Genomic DNA, 17,807 nt, shown 5'->3' on the forward strand with positions numbered 1-17,807 from the left:
GATGACCACGTTGATAGGCTATAGATGTAAAGGCAGTAATGTCATAGTCGAGTAGTACTAATAACCCGTAAGCTTATGTACGCTTTTCCTGCCGAGCAATCGGCAGGAAGAAACTTTCTTAATGCTGAACTTGTTTCAGTATCTTTTTTATTAGTTCCTGAAATAAATTCAGGATAAATTCTTTATCTCAGTATGTTAAGATATTATGTAATTGATGTTTATAGCAGTATAAACAACATTACAATGATTGCCCAAAGCAATTATAACCTCTTAAGGTGGTTATTGCGGCGGGGCTCACCTCTTCCCTTCCCGAACAGAGTAGTTAAGCCCGCCTGCGCAGATGGTACTGCAGTTATGTGGGAGAGTATGTCGTCGCCTTTCTTTGAAAACCCCGTTCTGATGAACGGGGTTTTTTATTCATTCTTTTTTAATATAAGAAGATGTTTATCGGTACCTTAGCTCAGATGGTAGAGCAATGGACTGAAAATCCATGTGTCCCTGGTTCGATCCCTGGAGGTACCACAAAATGCTCGGATGGTGAAATTGGTAGACACGCTGGACTTAAAATCCAGTGAACAGCAATGTTCGTGCGGGTTCAAGTCCCGCTCTGAGTACAAAAGGCTTCATTAGTTTAAAACTGATGAAGTTTTTTTATTTATAAATAGCATGATATATTAGCTATTTCCTGTAAGAAAATTAAAATTAATTTCAAATTTCCGATTTTGACTTCGCTTTTTTATAATTTAAACTTATTTCTGAGTCTATTATATCCTATTTCTTTGGTTGAATAAAATTTTTTTGTTTGTAAAGGTCATTTAAGATTTACTGTTGGTAGGTTTCAACTTTTAAATGTAGTATTTTTAGCTAAAATATTTATAATTAAATGAAATTAAAAGTAATTATAGTTGACGATGAAGCCCATGGACGTAGTTTTCTAAGAAAATTATGTAATCTTTATTTTAGCGAAAAAATAGAAATTATTGACGAATGTAACTCCGTTCAGCAAGCAGTTGTTTCGATAAAAAAATACAATCCCGATATTGTTTTTTTAGATATTCAAATGCAAGATGAAAATGGTTTTGAACTTTTTAAATATTTTGAAACGATAACATTTGAAACTATTTTTACAACAGCTTATAAAGAATATGCCATAGATGCTATTAAAAATAGTGCTTTAGATTATCTTCTTAAACCCATTAACATTGCCGATTTTAAATTAGCAATTGCTCGAGTTGAGCAAGCCAAATTGGTTAAAATTAATTTTGATCGTTATAAGTTATTAGCGGAGAACATTGCCAATCAGAATACAGGGAAAGAAAGAATTGTTTTCCCCTCAAAAACTGGTTTTGAAGTTGTGCAAGCCAATACAATTATCTTTTGTAAATCGGATGGAGCTTATACTACAGTTCATACTTTGGATAAAAATTACTTTACTTCTAAATCATTTAAGGAGACTTGTGAATTGCTTCATTCCGCTAATTTTTTGAGAGTTCATAGAAGCTTTCTAATTAATGTCAAATTTGTAATTAGCTTCAGATCTGATGAATTTATCTTAGAAATGATTACTGGTGATAAAATTCCTGTTTCAGATAAATCATTTACCAAAAAAGAATTAATTGATGCGATTTCTAAATAAGTTGATCCTTTTTTTCGGTCTATTTTTTTTCCCATATTTACTTTTAGGGCAGTATTATCCCTCCAAGAATTATTCTACCGCAGATGGCTTACCTAATAATGCAGTTCGCTCATTGTTTTTGGATTCAAAAAATATTTTATGGATTGGAACTGAAAATGGTGTTTCCAGAATGGAGAATGGTTCATTTTCTACTCTTAATGAAATTGATGGTTTGGGTCATAACAGCTGTTGGGATATTAATCAAGATAGTAATGGAAACATTTGGTTTGCCAGTTATGGAGGTGGAGTTAGTAAATATGATGGTAAAAAGTTTACTGTTTTTAATGTAAAAAATGGATTGCCCTTAGATCGGGTTAGAAAATTATTTTCGTATAAAAATAAAATGTTTATTGGAACTGAATTAGGTATTTCTATCATCGACATTAAGACCAATGAAGTTGTTACAACAAAAGGAATTCGTCCTCATTTTGGAGTGTTTATGGTAAGTGATTTTTTTACTTACAAAAAGGCAGTTTATTTTTCGACTATTAACGAGGGTCTGTTTAAAGTTGATTTTTCTAGCTCCATTCCGAAAATTGTACCTATTGTAGAATTTAAAATTACTGGAAATGCCAAGGATTCACACGCTTATAGTTTAGGAAATTTTGATTCTAAACTCTATTTAAGCAATAAAGGATTTATTAATATTATTGAATTAGAACATCTAAAAAAGGGTCTTCTATCTACAAACACGTTTGGTCAATCTATTATTTGGGACTATGTAAAAGACAACAGAAATAACATTTTAGCTGCTTCTTGGGGCCTTTTCGACAGCGATGGTGGATTGTATCAAATTTCTAATAATAAGATGGTTAATGTTTCAGATTATTATGGTATTGATTCCCGAAATTTACTCAATGTTGTTTATGATAAATCAAAAGATATTCTTTATGTAGGTTCGAAAGACAAAGGAATTTATGAAGTTCGGTTGAATAAAATGATTAATTATAACTTGTTTGAGGAGAAATCGATTATTGATTTTGAAGTTTTTAATAATCAAAAAGTCATTTTGCACCATAAAGGGATCTCTATTTTCAATGCTTCTAATACTCTTTTAAGTAATATTTCTTTATCCGATTTTAAAAAGGCAGAAATAGATTTTATAAAGAAAACTAAAAAACCATTGCCCACACACGCTGATGATTTTTTTGAATTGAATTATAAGTTACCGGCAAGCGGTATCGAATTTTATAGGCTCGTAAAGCATGGTAAAGTCCTTTGGACTAGTAGTAATATTGGACTTTTCGAAATTAATTTTGAGGGAAAGATAATAAACTATGTTCCCATTCACACTTATGAATTTGGTTTTACTCCAAATAATAATTTTTTTGAGACCAATCCTTATGGTGGAGTTCATGTATATGATGATATTTATAATTTGAAAGTAAAATCTTTAGATGAAAAGGTTACGGCCATCGTAAAAGCTCTCAATTATAATGACAAAACTTATCTTCTATCTGTTTTTAATGGATTGTATGTCTATAAAAATAATCAGTTTCATTCTTACTTAGCAGAAGGAATTTGGATGGAGAAAAAGCTCAAACATATTACAGTTAATAGCAAGGGACAACTTATTTTGGCTGCCGAATTTGGAAATGTTTTTATTGTAGATGACTCAAAAGCTTTTAAAATTTTAAAAATTATTTCTAAAAAAGAGATTGTAGGTAATACTATTCTGTTTTTAGAATCGTTTAAAGATTTTATTCTCATCGGAACCGAAAAAGGAATCAACTTGTATAAGGATGGTGTTGTTCGATCGATTGATAAAGAGCAAGGATTGAAAGATTGCGCGGTTACCACTTCACAAATATTCGAAAATCAATTGTGGTTGGGAACCAAAAAAGGATATTACACAATTGATTTAGACCGATTAATAGCGCCACAAATGACCGTGTCAGAGATGACAATTTCAACAATCGAAATTAACAATGTTCCAATTAGTTCCTCTAATTATAAATGGTTTCGTTATAATTCAAAAGAATTAATTTGTGATTACAAAGACAATTCCTTTTCCATTAATTTTATACCAAAAGGGCATGATTTTCCTAATAAATTAAAATTTCGATATCGTCTAAAAAGTACCAATCGATGGAGTCCGTATAGTGAAAAAACAAACCTGTTTTTACCTTATTTGCCGTACGGTAACTATAATTTAGAGGTTGAAGTTTTTGATTCGAATGCAGGGAAAGCAACCATTTTTAAATTATTGGAAATTCATATTCGACCTCCTTTTTGGATGACGTGGTGGTTTATTGCTTTAGCGGTTTTGTCTATTTTTAATGTTTTAGTGTATTTGATTTTTAAATCTAAAAAGAAATCCAGAGAGCAGGCAGTGATACAAAAACGTATCGCAGAAACCAAGCTGGAAGCTTTGTTAAGCCAAATGAATCCTCACTTTACATTTAATGCAATGAATGCCATACAGGATTATATTATTAGTAATGATATCGGTAATTCTTTGAAATACATAGGAGAGTTTGCTAAATTAATTCGTCAAACATTAGAAAATTCATCTAAACAAACGATTGCGATTGAAGAAGAGATTGAGTATTTGAAATCCTATATTATGATTGAAAATATGCGTTTTGATAACCGAATTAAAACGGAATTCCATATTGGTTCTGACGTAGATGTTTACCATTCCAAAATTCCTACCATGTTGTTGCAGCCTTTTGTTGAAAATGTTTTTGTTCATGCTTTTTACGCTTCGCATCCTGCTCCAAAATTGACAATCTCTTTTGAAATGTTGACTAAGAATATTTTAGAATGCAAAATTATTGACAATGGTATGAGCTTAAATGCTGCTAAAAAAACGAAAATTCATAATTCGAAAGGCATTCAGTTGACTATAGAAAGACTTTCGCTTTTACAAAATTCAAATGTCAATCCGATTGACATTCAGTTTACAGAAAATAATGGAACGACAGTGACCATAAGACTGACTATATAATAGTTGAAATGAATAATTATAAAGGCTCTAATCCAATTTTGGATTGGAGCCTTTTATCTTTACAAACCAATTGAGCTCTTTCATAGCTTAAAAAGCACCTTTCATAAGATGATTTAATTGGGCTTACGGTAAACCTATATTTTTGTTTCAAAGGAGGTAAATCAAAGATCAAATCATATGCAAACGTATTACTGTTAAAATTGTGTTTTCAAAAGCAATAGTATTTTAAGGTCTGGAAAAAGCGCAATAATTTTGTAAATATTGTGGTGCTATATGTTCTTTTATTTTGAGTTTAACAAGCTTTTTATGTCCGCAACATCCGTAAGGGAATTGTCAAGGCAGGCATTTACTTTTCTTTCAAAAAATCACATTATTATAAAGTAAATAATACAGTTTTAATTATGGATTCTATTTTTTTGCATCTGCAAAATTTTACAGTTTTTTCTTATATCGCTTTTGGTATTATTCTACTAAGTTTCCTTGTAGAAGCTAAGTCAAATTCTCCTTACAAATCGCTTTTACTTTCTAATATTGGCTTCGGAATATACTATTTTACCCTTGTGAAAGGTTCAGAAATTGATTTTTCAATATATTTTATGCTACTCAGTTTTTTGATCTGTTCTTGGTTTTTCGTTTTAAGGAATATTGAAGAGGAAGAAGACGAGAATAGAGGATTTTTAAGAAATTATCACTGTAATAGTATTGTTGGGTTTAGTGATACTAAAGATGGAAATAATAAGGGGAATTCCTCATTAGAAAAAAGCACTTTATTCACTTTTACACATGTTTTAAGCAAGCAATTATCAAAACTATTTGAAAGCAAATTGATGTTGTTTTTCAGTAATTTTTTAAAAAATGATGCCGTTCATTACAAACATCCTCAACGAAAGCTAGTCCGTGTTTTTACGTATATAATTTTAATTTCCATTTTATTTTCGTTTTTTTTTGTTTAGGAGTTTATTTTCGTTTATTTCCATATTAAGAGAATTTAAACTTTAACATTTGTTCCAATTAATAGGTTATTGTATCTTGTGAAAAAAAACTACTTTAGTTTTTTGTTTAATAAATCGATAACCACATAAATAACTTAACCTATGAAAAGACGATCTTTTTTAACCACTGCAACTCTTGCTTCTGCAGGTCTTACCACACTTTTGGTTACCGGTTGCACCTCCAGTACTAAAAAGAATGAAGATTCAGTACCATTAGGAGATTCTAATGAAGCCTTTGAACTGGATGAAGAAACCATTGGCAGTTTAAGAGAGAAATTAACTTCCGGAAAATATACTTCGGAACAATTAGTGCAACTGTACTTGAAACGAATTGAAGCGGTAGATAAGAATGGACCTCAATTAAATTCGGTTATTGAAATCAATCCGGATGCAGTAACTATTGCTGTTGCAATGGATAAAGAATTGATGGCAGGCAAAATCAGAGGGCCTTTACACGGAATTCCTGTTTTGATAAAAGATAATATAGACACTGCCGATAAAATGCAAACAACCGCAGGATCTTTGGCTATGGCAGGGAATATTGCTTTAAAAGATGCTTTTGTTGTTAAAAAACTGAGAGAGGCTGGAGCAGTAATCATTGGCAAAACCAATTTGAGTGAATGGGCAAATTTTCGTTCCACGCAATCGTGTTCCGGATGGAGCAGCAGGGGCGGGCAGACTAAAAATCCTTACATTTTAGATCACAATCCATGTGGTTCCAGTGCGGGATCAGGTACCGCTGTGTCAGCCAATCTTTGCGTAGTTGCTATTGGAACCGAAACGGATGGTTCTATTGTTTGCCCAGCTTCAGTAAATGGAATTGTGGGGATCAAACCAACAGTAGGTTTGGTTAGCCGTTCAGGAATTATTCCGATTTCAAAAACACAAGATACAGCTGGTCCAATGGCAAGAAACGTAACCGATGCGGCAATACTATTAGGTGCAATTGCTGCTGATGACCAAGATGATGCCGTAACGCTTGAAAGCAAAGGGAAAGCTCATAAAGATTACACGACATTTTTAGATGCAAACGCTTTGAAAGGAAAAAGGATTGGTATTGAGAAAAAACCGCAAGGAGATAATAAATACATCAATGCACTTTTAAACGATGCCATTAACTTACTAAAAAAGCAAGGTGCTGTCATTGTCGAAATTGACTATTTCGATAAAATTAATGCTTTTGGTCAAGCCGAATTTGAAGTTTTACAATATGAATTTAAAGACGGATTGAACAGCTACTTGGCTACGGCTAATGCAAAAGTAAAAACTTTAAAAGATGTAATAGATTTTAATAGCAGTAATGAAGATAAAGCAATGCCTTATTTTAAACAAGAAACATTAGAGAGTTCTAACGCAAAAAAAGGTTTGGATGATAAAAAATACTTGGAAGCATTAGCTGCAAGTTTCGAAGGAAGTAAAAGTATTTTAAAAGCTGTTTTTGAAGAAAATAAGTTGGATGCCATTTGTGGAATAACGATGGGCCCTGCTTGCAGTATTGATATGATTTACGGGGATCGCTGGGGAGGATATTCTTTAACATCGCCAGCAGCGGCAAGTGGATATCCACACATTACTGTTCCAAATGGGATAGTGTATGATTTACCCGTTGGATTATCTTTTTTTGGAACGCCGTACACTGAAGGAGAATTAATCGGATTAGGTTATGCGTATGAACAAGCATCTAAAAAGCGACTAAAACCAGCATTTAAGCCGTCTTTTTTATAATTATTCACGCGATTAAAGAATATGAAAAAGGGTAAAGAGTGAATCACTTTTTACCCTTTTATTTTTACTTAATATTCACAAATGGAGTTAATTAAATATTCTGGACATTTGAATTGTGGGCGGCAAATGTCTCATCCTAAAAATGAAATAGCCATCCCAATTTCTCCCAAAAATTTTTTTAGCGATACTCGCATCAACTATTTTTTTGGATTTAATTCCATCTTAGGTTTCTTTTATAATTGCAATTCTCGGAACTACTCTAATAACATGTAAATCGGCGATCATACCTAATACAAGAACTTTTGCTTCTCGAAGAATTAGATTAGCGAATCATCTTCAGCTTCTCTTCAATGCAACTAAACCCTCCATGGTTAGTCGAATGTTTTCGTCTTTTTGGGTGGTTTGCGCTATTTTAAAAGCCATTTTGCTTTGGTTCCAAAATTTCCGACTTCAGATATACACAGGAATAATGCTTCCTCATTAGAAATCGTTGAGTTTTCCATATTTGAGTATGCTTTAAATACTATTGTGGCAATTTTTTTAATATTGGCATTGGAATTCTGCGCTTATTAAATTACCGTCACCATAAATTCGTTTAAATTATGACACTCCAACGAATGTTTTTTTCCCACCTGTTTGTTACAATTAATTCTAAATTTTTTGCCCTTTGCGTTAAGTTTTCAAATAAATCCGTATCACTATTCTTTAAAGTCCACTGATAAAGAGTTCACACAATAGCGTTGTCCGGTTTTTGTAGGTCCGTCATCAAACACATGCCCTAAATGGCTGCCGCAATTTGCACAAAGGATTTCGGTACGTTTCATGCCATGCGTAACATCTGAAATATATTCAACTTTTCCAGGAATGGATTCATCAAATGACGGCCAACCGCAATGCGCATAAAACTTAGAATTGCTTTCGAACAAAGGTTCTCCGCAGGCGCCGCAGCAATACGTTCCTTTTTCATAAAGCAAGTTATATGTTCCCGTGTGTGGATATTCAGTCCCTTTTTGTCGAAGAATTCTATAGCGTTCCTCGCCTAATTGTTCTTTCCATTCTTGTTCGGTTTTTTCTACAGGATATTTCATGATTATTTTTTTTTAATTGTATAGTGTTGTATTTCAATTATTTATTTTGGATGAATTGAACTGTTTTTTCAATTACTTTAGGGTTTCCTAGAATCTTTCTATGTCCTAATCCGTCTGTTAATAGTAACTCTCCATTTTTTAAATATTTATGAATGTGAATTCCAGCCTTTACGGGAACTTCAGGGTCGTGATTGTCATGTATTACTAAAACTGGAATAGCAGTTTCCTTGGCGGCTAGGAAAGCAGAATAATTACTCATTTTTTCTCCGTATTTTTTTTCGAAATACAGGCGCAAAAGAGTGCTTACAGCTGGTTTCAATTCTAATTTTGCTACAAAATCATCCATAATATCTTCCACAATGTCTCCACTGCCAATCACTACGGCATGATTTACTTTTAAACCTTTTTTTATCGCATTTAAAACGGACATTCCTCCTAATGAATGACCAATGGCTGCTTCAAACGGTCCAAATTGCTTCTCTATTTCTAAAATTGTAGCGATGAAATCGACCATAATAGTAGTTTTACCGGGTGATTTTCCATGCGCTGGAGCATCAAAACTAATAGTTGAATATCCGGCTTTTAATAATTCGTCGGCTATTTTGAATAATTGAGTTCCGCGTCCTGACCAACCGTGTACTAATAAAATTTTCTTCTCGCTTTTTCCATATTGATACAAAACAACCTCCTTATCAATTGCGGGCACTCGGATTAATTTTTGAATGCTTTTGTAATCCATTTCTAATTCTCTTTTTGGAATTTTATGTTTTATCGGTGTCGTAAAGAGTTTAGCAGCAAATAATGTAATTAGTTTTGGAGAAATAAAAGAGATTAATTTACTGGTTAATAAAATTATCTTAGGAATTTTCAATGATTGGGTATGATTAGAAGTTTTTTTTGTCATTTCAATAAATTTTTAACCGAGTTATTATTCTATAAATTTTTTAGTAAATTTAGAAAAACATAAAAGTAGTATTTTTTATAAAGTTTTTTATTGGTATTAACATAAAAGACTCAAATATTAAATATTCCAATCATAGAAGAATTTACTGAAAACATTAAAATTTCATAAATGGAAATATTTCATATCAGCGCAGAATGTTATCCCGTTGCGAAAGTAGGAGGTTTAGCTGACGTTGTTGGCGCATTGCCAAAATATCAAAATAATGCAGGACATAAAGTACGTGTAGTGATGCCTTGCTACGACACAAAATTTAAAAAAGAAAATGATTTTGAATGTGTCTATTGGGGGCATGTAAAGTTGGGGGATTTCAATTTTCCTTTTAATATTCTTAAAGAAAAAACAGATAAGTTAGGATTTGAATTGTATTTGGTTGAAATCCAGGAATTATTTGATAGAAAAGATGTTTATGGATATCAAGACGATATCGAGCGTTTTTTATCTTTCCAAATTGCAACTTTGGATTGGATTACAAGCAGAAGCGAAGTGGCGGATGTCATTAATTGTCACGATCATCATACGGGTTTGATTCCGTTTATGATGTTGTATTGCCATAAATACGAAAAATTACGGAGTATTCCTTCCATGATTACCATTCATAATGGTTTGTATCAAGGTCAGTTTGGATTTGATAAATTGTATTATTTACCAGAATTTGATTTGGCTCATGTCAACGTTTTAGAATGGGATAATTGCATCAATTCATTGGCAGTTGCCATTAAGTGTGCTTGGGCTGTAACGACAGTTTCGCCTAATTATCTGAATGAAATCAATTATTCAGCAAACGGACTAGAATCCTTATTTAATCTGGTGCGTTATAAATCTAAAGGAATTTTAAACGGAATTGATATCGAAGTTTGGGATCCAGCAAATGATGCCATGCTGGAAAAAAACTATTCAATTAAAAATTTTGAAAAAGGAAAACAGGAAAATAAAGAAAAGTTATGTAACCTCTTCAATCTGGATCCAACAAAACCACTTTTTAGTTTTATAGGAAGATTATTAGAAGAAAAAGGAGGTGATTTATTGCCGCATGCCGCAGCGCTTGCATTGTCAGAAAATTATCAGCAAATTAATATTTTGATTTTAGGTTCTGGAAATAAAGTTATTGAAAATCAATTAAATAGTTTGCTACAAGATTACAAGGGAAATTACAATACGTTCATTGGATACAATGAAGAACTAGCACACTTGATTTACGCCGGTTCTGATTATTTATTAATGCCTTCCAGAGTAGAACCTTGTGGTTTGAACCAAATGTATTCTTTACGCTACGGAACAATTCCTATTGTGAGACGAACAGGTGGACTAAGAGATACGGTAATTGACTTTGGTGATGACGGAAATGGGATTTGTCATGATCAGGCCACAGTTGGCGATATATGTTATTCGATTCAGAGAGCAATTGATTTATACGACGACAAAAAACATTTTAATAAAATTAGAAAAATAGGAATGAACACGGACCATTCTTGGGAGCGTGTTTGTCAGGAATATATAGAAATGTACAAACTAATAATTAACAAGAAATGAAAGCCAAAAAGAAAAATGTAATTGCAATAATTTTAGGTGGAGGACAAGGATCTCGATTATATCCGTTGACAGAATCAAGATCAAAACCAGCTGTGCCAATTGGAGGCAAATATAGATTGGTTGACATTCCAATTTCAAATTGTATGAATTCAGATATTTACAGGATGTTTGTATTGACGCAGTTTAACTCCGCTTCCTTAAATGCACACATCAAAAACACCTATAACTTTAGTATTTTCAGCCATGCTTTTGTTGATATTCTTGCAGCAGAACAAACTCCTGACAATCCAACTTGGTTTCAAGGTACCGCGGATGCTGTAAGACAATGTATGCCTCACTTCTTAAATCATGATTTTGATTATGCGTTGATACTTTCCGGTGATCAGTTGTACCAAATGGATTTCAACGATATGTTAGAAGAACACATAAAGAACGAAGCTGACATCTCTATTGCTACTTTGCCAGTAAATGCTAAGGATGCGCCTGAATTTGGGATATTAAAAACAAACTCCGAAAGCTGTATTGAATCTTTTATTGAAAAACCGGCTAAAGAATTGTTGCCAGACTGGGAATCGGATGTGAGTGAACAAATGAAAAGTGAAGGGAAAAATTACCTGGCTTCAATGGGAATCTACATTTTCAACAAAAAACTGTTGGTAGACATTATGTCCAATAAAGAAACCAAAGATTTTGGTAAAGAAATTATTCCTCAGGCAGTAGGGCACAAAAAAATTTTAAGTTATCAATATGAAGGATATTGGACGGATATTGGTAATATTGATTCCTTTTTTGAAGCGAATATAGGATTAACAGATGACTTGCCAAAATTCAATTTATTTGATAACGAAAATAAAATATTTACCAGACCAAGATTGTTGCCACCATCAAAATTCCAAAAAACAATGGTTGATAGATCATTGATTTCGGAAGGTTGTATTTTGAATGCCAAAGAAATTAATCGTTCTGTAATTGGTATTCGATCCAGAATAGGGGAAGGAACCATAATTCAAAACAGTTACGTAATGGGTAATGATTTCTATCAGAATATTGATGATATGAATGAAGATCTTAAAAGCGACAGACAATTGGTGGGAATTGGGGAAAGATGTTTTATTAGCAATGCGATCGTGGATAAAAACTGCAGAATTGGTGATGACGTTTACATCAATGGTGGAAACCATTTACAAGACTTTTCTAATGAGTTGTACGCCATAAAAGATGGAATTGTTGTTATTAAAAAAGGAGCAGTTATACCGGATAATTATATTATCAAATAAATCTTAAAACTGTTTTTCTTACACTAATATTCTGATTTTTACATAAAGCAGAAGCATACAATTGTTATATGAGTAAAGTTATCTCGCATTCCTTTTTTACCGATTTTGATATTGATTTATTTAAAGCTGGAAAACATTTCCGCCTTTACGAAAAATTAGGCGCACATCTTACCACGGTTGACGGATTGGATGGTGTTTATTTTGCCGTTTGGGCACCAACAGCGCATTCCGTTTCTGTTGTTGGGGAATTTAATTTTTGGACACAAGGCGAGCATCTTTTAGAAGTTCGTTGGGATTCCTCCGGTATTTGGGAAGGATTTATTCCAAATGTAGAAAAAGGGACCACCTATAAATATAAAATACAATCCAATAATGGCGGAATTAGTACTGAGAAAGCCGACCCGTTTGCTTTTTATTGTGAGAAACCACCGCATACAGCATCAGTAGTTTGGGATTTAGAGTATAATTGGAAAGATGCTAACTGGATGGAAACCCGTCAAAATCATAATGGTTTAGACAAACCTTACTCAGTGTATGAAGTACATTTAGGCTCTTGGAAACGTCACACAGATGAAAATCGGTTTTTAACTTATCTCGAATTTGCCGAAGATTTAGTAAACTATGTGAAAGAAACTGGCTTTACTCATGTAGAGTTCATGCCAATAATGGAGTATCCTTACGATCCTTCTTGGGGATACCAATTAGTGGGATATTTTGCACCAACTTCCCGTTTTGGGAATCCGCAGGAATTCATGCATTTAGTAGATAAATTGCATGAAGCCGGGATTGGAGTAATTCTGGATTGGGTTCCTTCTCATTTTCCTGACGATGCCCATGGTTTAGGATTTTTTGACGGATCGAATCTTTTTGAACATCCAGATCGTAAAAAAGGATATCATCCTGATTGGAAAAGTTTAGTGTTTAATTATGGACGAAACGAAGTTCGTTCGTTCTTAATCAGTAATGCATTATTTTGGTTGCAACATTATCATGCTGATGCGCTTCGCGTTGATGCTGTCGCCTCGATGTTGTATTTGGATTATTCCAGAAACGATGGCGAATGGGAACCTAATATTTACGGTGGAAGAGAAAATCTAGATACTATCAGTTTTCTGAAAGAATTTAACGAAGCCGTTTATTCTAATTTTGAAGGCGTACAAACTATTGCCGAAGAAAGCACTTCGTTCCCAATGGTTTCCAGACCAACATCTATAGGTGGTTTGGGTTTTGGAATGAAATGGATGATGGGTTGGATGCACGATACTTTGGAATATTTTCAAAAAGACACGGTGTACAGAAAGTACCATCAAAATGATTTGACTTTCTCGATGACCTATACTTTTTCGGAAAATTTTATGTTACCGCTTTCGCATGACGAAGTAGTGTACGGAAAAAAATCTATAGCAGGAAGAATGCCAGGAGATGAATGGCAAAAATTCGCGAATTTAAGATTACTGTATGGTTATATGTTTATGCATCCCGGAACAAAATTATTGTTTATGGGAAGTGAATTTGGACAAAGCAGCGAATGGAATTTTTCAGAAAGTTTAGACTGGCATTTGTTACAATATCCGTTTCATGCCGGCATCAAAAAATTAATTACGGATTTGAATAAACTCTATAAAACACAACCTGCATTACACGAAAAACAATTCAGTTCGGAAGGTTTTGAATGGATTAATTACTCCGATCATCAAAATGCTGTGATGTCTTTCATTCGAAAAGGAAATGATCCAAAAGACGATGTAATTGTAATTTGCAATTTTACTCAGGTTATACGCCCTGATTATCGAATTGGTTTACCTAAAAAAGGTAAATTAACCGAAATTTTTAATAGTGATGCTTTAGAATATGGAGGAAGCGGAGTTTCTAATGTTAAAAAAATAGCAGTCGAGGCCATGCCTTATGATGGAAGAGATTACTCTACTGAGTTGCTTTTACCTCCTTTGAGTGTAATTGTATTTAAGATTTCATAAGTAAAAAAACTCCCTTATTTTTAAATAAATACTACTAATGGTTTTCATTTATTTTGGAAGCCATTAGTTTATATAGCTGATTGTTACATTGAAATAAACTACAACGTTTTCGTTAATACACATCAGATCTACATAAGCTTAAAAGTATTTTTGTATTTTTGAAAATTAAAAATTGATTAGAATTAATACCATAAAACATGATTACAAATACAGAATTAGAATACAAAGGAGATTTATATCCCACAAAAATAGTTTCTTTTGAACATGAGGTAGATTCCATATGTTTTCACACTGAAAATAGTGTCATATTAAAAGTAACGGTATTAAGAGACAGTTTAATCCGATTTAGATTTACTACAAAAGGATATTTCAGTAATGATTTTTCTTATGCAATTGATAAAAGTCATTCTCATGGATATAATTTTCTTGAGGTTTCTGAAGTGGAAGAGTATTATCAGATAAAAACAAGTAAAGTAAAATGCAGAATTCAAAAAATAGACATGAGATTGTCTATTTATGATTTGGAGGATAATATTATTTTAGAGGACGAATTGGGGTTCCATTGGGAAGAAAGCTATGAATACGGTGGGAATATCGTAAAAATGAGTAAGGCTTCAAAAGATGGGGAATGTTTTTACGGACTTGGTGATAAAGCAACCCAATTGAATTTGAAAGGAAAAAGACTGGAGAATTTTGCGACAGATCAATATGCTTTTCAAAAAGATCAGGAACCATTATATAAAGTAGTTCCATTTTACATTGGACTACAAAACAAGCAGTCGTACGGTATATTCTTTGATAATACGTTCAGAACTTATTTTGATTTTTGTCACGAAAGAAGAAACGTAACCAGTTATTGGGCAGAAGGCGGAGAAATGAATTACTATTTCATTTATGGACCACAAATGCAAGATGTAGTTACCACTTATACTGATTTGACTGGAAAACCCGAATTACCGCCACTTTGGGCACTGGGATACCACCAATGTAAATGGAGTTATTATCCAGAAAGTAATTTAAAAGAAGTTGCTGCCAAATTTAGAGAGTTGAAAATTCCTTGCGATGCGTTGTATTTGGATATTGATTATATGGAAGGTTTTCGATGTTTTACTTGGAATAAAGAATATTTTCCAGATCCAAAGAGAATGGTGGCTGAATTAGCAGAAGATGGTTTCAAAACGGTTGTAATTATTGACCCAGGAATAAAAATTGACAAAGAATACGCTGTTTATAAAGAAGCTTTAGAAAAAGATTATTTCTGTAAAAGAGCTGACGGTCCATACATGAAAGGGAAAGTTTGGCCGGGAGAATGTAATTTTCCGGATTATACAAACCCTGCAGTACGAGAATGGTGGGCAGGACTATTTAAAGAATTAATTTCGGAGATTGGAGTAAAAGGAGTGTGGAATGACATGAATGAACCCGCAGTAATGGAGGTTCCTAATAAAACATTTCCTATGGATGTACGCCACGATTACGACGGAAATCCTTGCAGCCATAGAAAAGCACACAACATTTACGGTACACAAATGGCCAGAGCAACTTATCACGGTGTAAAACGATTTGCTTATCCAAAAAGACCATTTGTAATCACAAGATCAGCGTACGCCGGGGCGCAACGCTACACGTCTTCTTGGACTGGAGATAATGTGGCCACTTGGGAGCATTTATGGATTGCCAATATTCAGGTGCAAAGAATGTCAATTTCCGGGATGGGTTTTACAGGCTCAGATATCGGTGGATTTGCGGAACAACCTTCCGGAGAATTATACGCTAGATGGATTCAATTGGGTGTTTTCCATCCGTTTTGTAGAACGCATTCCTCTGGAGATCACGGAGATCAAGAGCCATGGGCTTTTGATGAAGAAGTAATTGATATTACCAGAAAATTTGTCAATTTGAGGTATCAATTGTTGCCTTATTTATATACTATGTTTTGGCAGTACATTGAGGAAGGAATTCCTATGTTGAAACCATTAGTGTATTACGATCAAGAAGATATTCAGACGCACTACAGAAATGATGAATTTGTATTTGGAAATCAAATATTAGTTTGTCCAATTTTAGAACCAAATGCTTTGGGCAGAAGAATGTATATTCCTCGTGGACACTGGTATAATTATTGGACTAACGAAAAAGTAAAAGGAGGAAAAGAAATTTGGGTAGACACTAAATTTGATCAAATTCCAATTTTTGTGAAAGCGGGAGCTATTATCCCTAAATATCCTGTTCAACAATATGTCGGAGAATTAGAATTTGAGGAATTAACACTCGATATTTATTATAAAGAGGGAAAAGAAAAGTCTGTAGTTTATGAAGATGCGCAAGATGGTTACGATTATAAAAAAGGGAGATACAGTTTTTTATCGTTTCAAATAACTGGTAAAGAGAATGAACTGATTGTTCAGTTGCATAAAGAAGGAAAATACGATACGAATTATTCGAAATATAAAATAAATCTAATCGGATTACCCTTTAAAGTTAAAATGATTGAGATTGATAATGTGGAAGTGTCGTTTGACAGAAATACTTTAGAAAATGAAAGTTACATAATTGTTGATAAAGAATTTACGGCATTTCATATTACTGGTGAATAACAAAAAAGATGATACTTTTACATTTAATTATATAAATTTTATTGTTAAAAACAGTTGTATTTTTGATGAATATTTAAAAGATAAAATTATGAAAAAGCATTTAATAGTAGGAATTTTTGCAGTAGGATTAATTTATTCTTGTGCTACTAATCCAATTACAGGGAAAAAAAGTTTAAATTTTGTTTCTAACAGTGAATTGTTTCCAACATCTTTTCAACAATACGGTACTTTTTTAAAGGAAAATAAAGTAATTACCGGTACTGCAGATGCCAGAAAAGTGGAAGCAGTTGGAATGCGAATTAAAGCTGCAGCCGAAAAATATTTAACCTATTTAGGACAAGCGCAATATTTACAGGACTACCGTTGGGAATATAAATTAATTGACAATAAAGAAGTGAATGCATGGTGTATGCCAGGAGGGAAAATTGTTGTTTATTCAGGAATTTTGCCAATCACTAAAGACGATTCAGGTTTAGCTACTGTAATTGGACATGAAGTTTCTCATGCATTGGCAAATCATGGAGCGCAACGTATGAGTGCGGCTCAATTGCAACAATTAGGAGCTGTAGGAGTTGCTGTTGCAACAGGTGGAAAAAGCGCGGAAAATCAACAAATCTGGCAACAAGCTTATGGTGTAACTACGCAATATGGAGCAATGCTTCCTTTTAGCAGAAATCACGAAACGGAAGCGGATAAAATAGGTCTTACTCTAATGGCAATTGCAGGATATAATCCAGAACAATCTATTACCTTCTGGCAAAGAATGTCTGCGCAATCAGCCGGACAAGCACCACCAGAATTTATGAGTACACACCCGTCTGATGCTACAAGAATCGCAAACTTAAAAGCATTAATTCCTGAAGCAAAAGCTTTAGCGGCTAAAGTTGGAGTCATTTACAAGTAATTTTTATCTAAAAAATAGTTTAAGCTATCCTCAAAAGGGATAGCTTTTTTTGTATTCTGCCTTTTAGATATTTATAACTGTTCGTGTTTATTAATGATTTGTTAACCCATGATTTATTCATTTTTTTTA

Annotated in this window: 10 protein-coding genes, 2 tRNA genes and 1 rRNA gene; 11 read left to right on the forward strand and 2 right to left on the reverse strand. The window is 33.3% G+C overall.

The features are described from left to right. The first annotated feature begins 271 nt into the window (after positions 1-271). From rrf to ACP7AV_RS05730, 6 genes are all read left to right on the forward strand, one after another. Positions 272-381: ribosomal RNA gene (gene rrf / locus ACP7AV_RS05705) — 5S ribosomal RNA — on the forward strand. A 68-nt stretch (positions 382-449) separates the two neighbouring features. Continuing rightward, positions 450-522, forward strand: a tRNA-Phe gene (locus tag ACP7AV_RS05710). A 6-nt stretch (positions 523-528) separates the two neighbouring features. Continuing rightward, positions 529-614, forward strand: a tRNA-Leu gene (locus ACP7AV_RS05715). A 269-nt stretch (positions 615-883) separates the two neighbouring features. Next, positions 884-1,636 (forward strand): LytR/AlgR family response regulator transcription factor, encoded by a 753-nt coding sequence (locus ACP7AV_RS05720; protein WP_426091110.1) that lies wholly within the window; start codon positions 884-886, stop codon positions 1,634-1,636. Further along, positions 1,620-4,625, forward strand: a complete 3,006-nt coding sequence (locus tag ACP7AV_RS05725) for a histidine kinase (protein ID WP_426091111.1) — start codon at positions 1,620-1,622, stop codon at positions 4,623-4,625. The genes ACP7AV_RS05720 and ACP7AV_RS05725 overlap by 17 nt, the downstream gene beginning before the upstream one ends. A 1,094-nt stretch (positions 4,626-5,719) precedes the next feature. Next, complete coding sequence (locus ACP7AV_RS05730; RefSeq protein ID WP_426091112.1) at positions 5,720-7,342, forward strand: amidase; 1,623 nt, start codon at positions 5,720-5,722, stop codon at positions 7,340-7,342. 698 nt (positions 7,343-8,040) lie between these two features. Here ACP7AV_RS05730 and msrB read toward each other — a convergent pair. Further along, complete coding sequence (gene msrB / locus ACP7AV_RS05735) at positions 8,041-8,430, reverse strand: peptide-methionine (R)-S-oxide reductase MsrB (RefSeq protein WP_426091113.1); 390 nt, start codon at positions 8,428-8,430, stop codon at positions 8,041-8,043. A gap of 37 nt (positions 8,431-8,467) precedes the next feature. Next, positions 8,468-9,334: an alpha/beta fold hydrolase gene (locus ACP7AV_RS05740; RefSeq protein WP_426091114.1), complete on the reverse strand. Its 867-nt coding sequence runs from the start codon at positions 9,332-9,334 to the stop codon at positions 8,468-8,470. A 168-nt stretch (positions 9,335-9,502) separates the two neighbouring features. On the opposite strand from ACP7AV_RS05740, the gene ACP7AV_RS05745 reads away from it, so the two are divergent. The 5 genes from ACP7AV_RS05745 to ACP7AV_RS05765 all read left to right on the forward strand — a co-directional run bounded on the left by ACP7AV_RS05745 (position 9,503) and on the right by ACP7AV_RS05765 (position 17,678). Beyond that, positions 9,503-10,924 carry a glycogen synthase gene (locus ACP7AV_RS05745; RefSeq protein WP_426091115.1) on the forward strand — a complete coding sequence of 474 codons (1,422 nt, stop codon included), beginning with the start codon at positions 9,503-9,505 and terminating at the stop codon, positions 10,922-10,924. Next, positions 10,921-12,201 carry a glucose-1-phosphate adenylyltransferase gene (locus ACP7AV_RS05750; RefSeq protein ID WP_426091116.1) on the forward strand — a complete coding sequence of 427 codons (1,281 nt, stop codon included), beginning with the start codon at positions 10,921-10,923 and terminating at the stop codon, positions 12,199-12,201. The genes ACP7AV_RS05745 and ACP7AV_RS05750 overlap by 4 nt, the downstream gene beginning before the upstream one ends. 68 nt (positions 12,202-12,269) lie before the next feature. Beyond that, entirely contained in the window at positions 12,270-14,177 is a 1,908-nt protein-coding gene (gene glgB, locus ACP7AV_RS05755) for a 1,4-alpha-glucan branching protein GlgB (protein WP_426091117.1), read from the forward strand. Positions 14,178-14,374: 197 nt separating this feature from the next. Further along, positions 14,375-16,774, forward strand: a complete 2,400-nt coding sequence (locus ACP7AV_RS05760) for a glycoside hydrolase family 31 protein (protein WP_426091118.1) — start codon at positions 14,375-14,377, stop codon at positions 16,772-16,774. 88 nt (positions 16,775-16,862) lie between these two features. Then, positions 16,863-17,678, forward strand: coding sequence for a M48 family metallopeptidase (locus ACP7AV_RS05765; RefSeq protein WP_426091119.1), 816 nt, complete (start codon positions 16,863-16,865; stop codon positions 17,676-17,678). Positions 17,679-17,807 lie beyond the last annotated feature (129 nt).

Origin of the sequence: Flavobacterium sp. DSR3-2, assembly GCF_049896525.1 — a bacterium.
In the GTDB taxonomy this organism is placed as follows: domain Bacteria; phylum Bacteroidota; class Bacteroidia; order Flavobacteriales; family Flavobacteriaceae; genus Flavobacterium.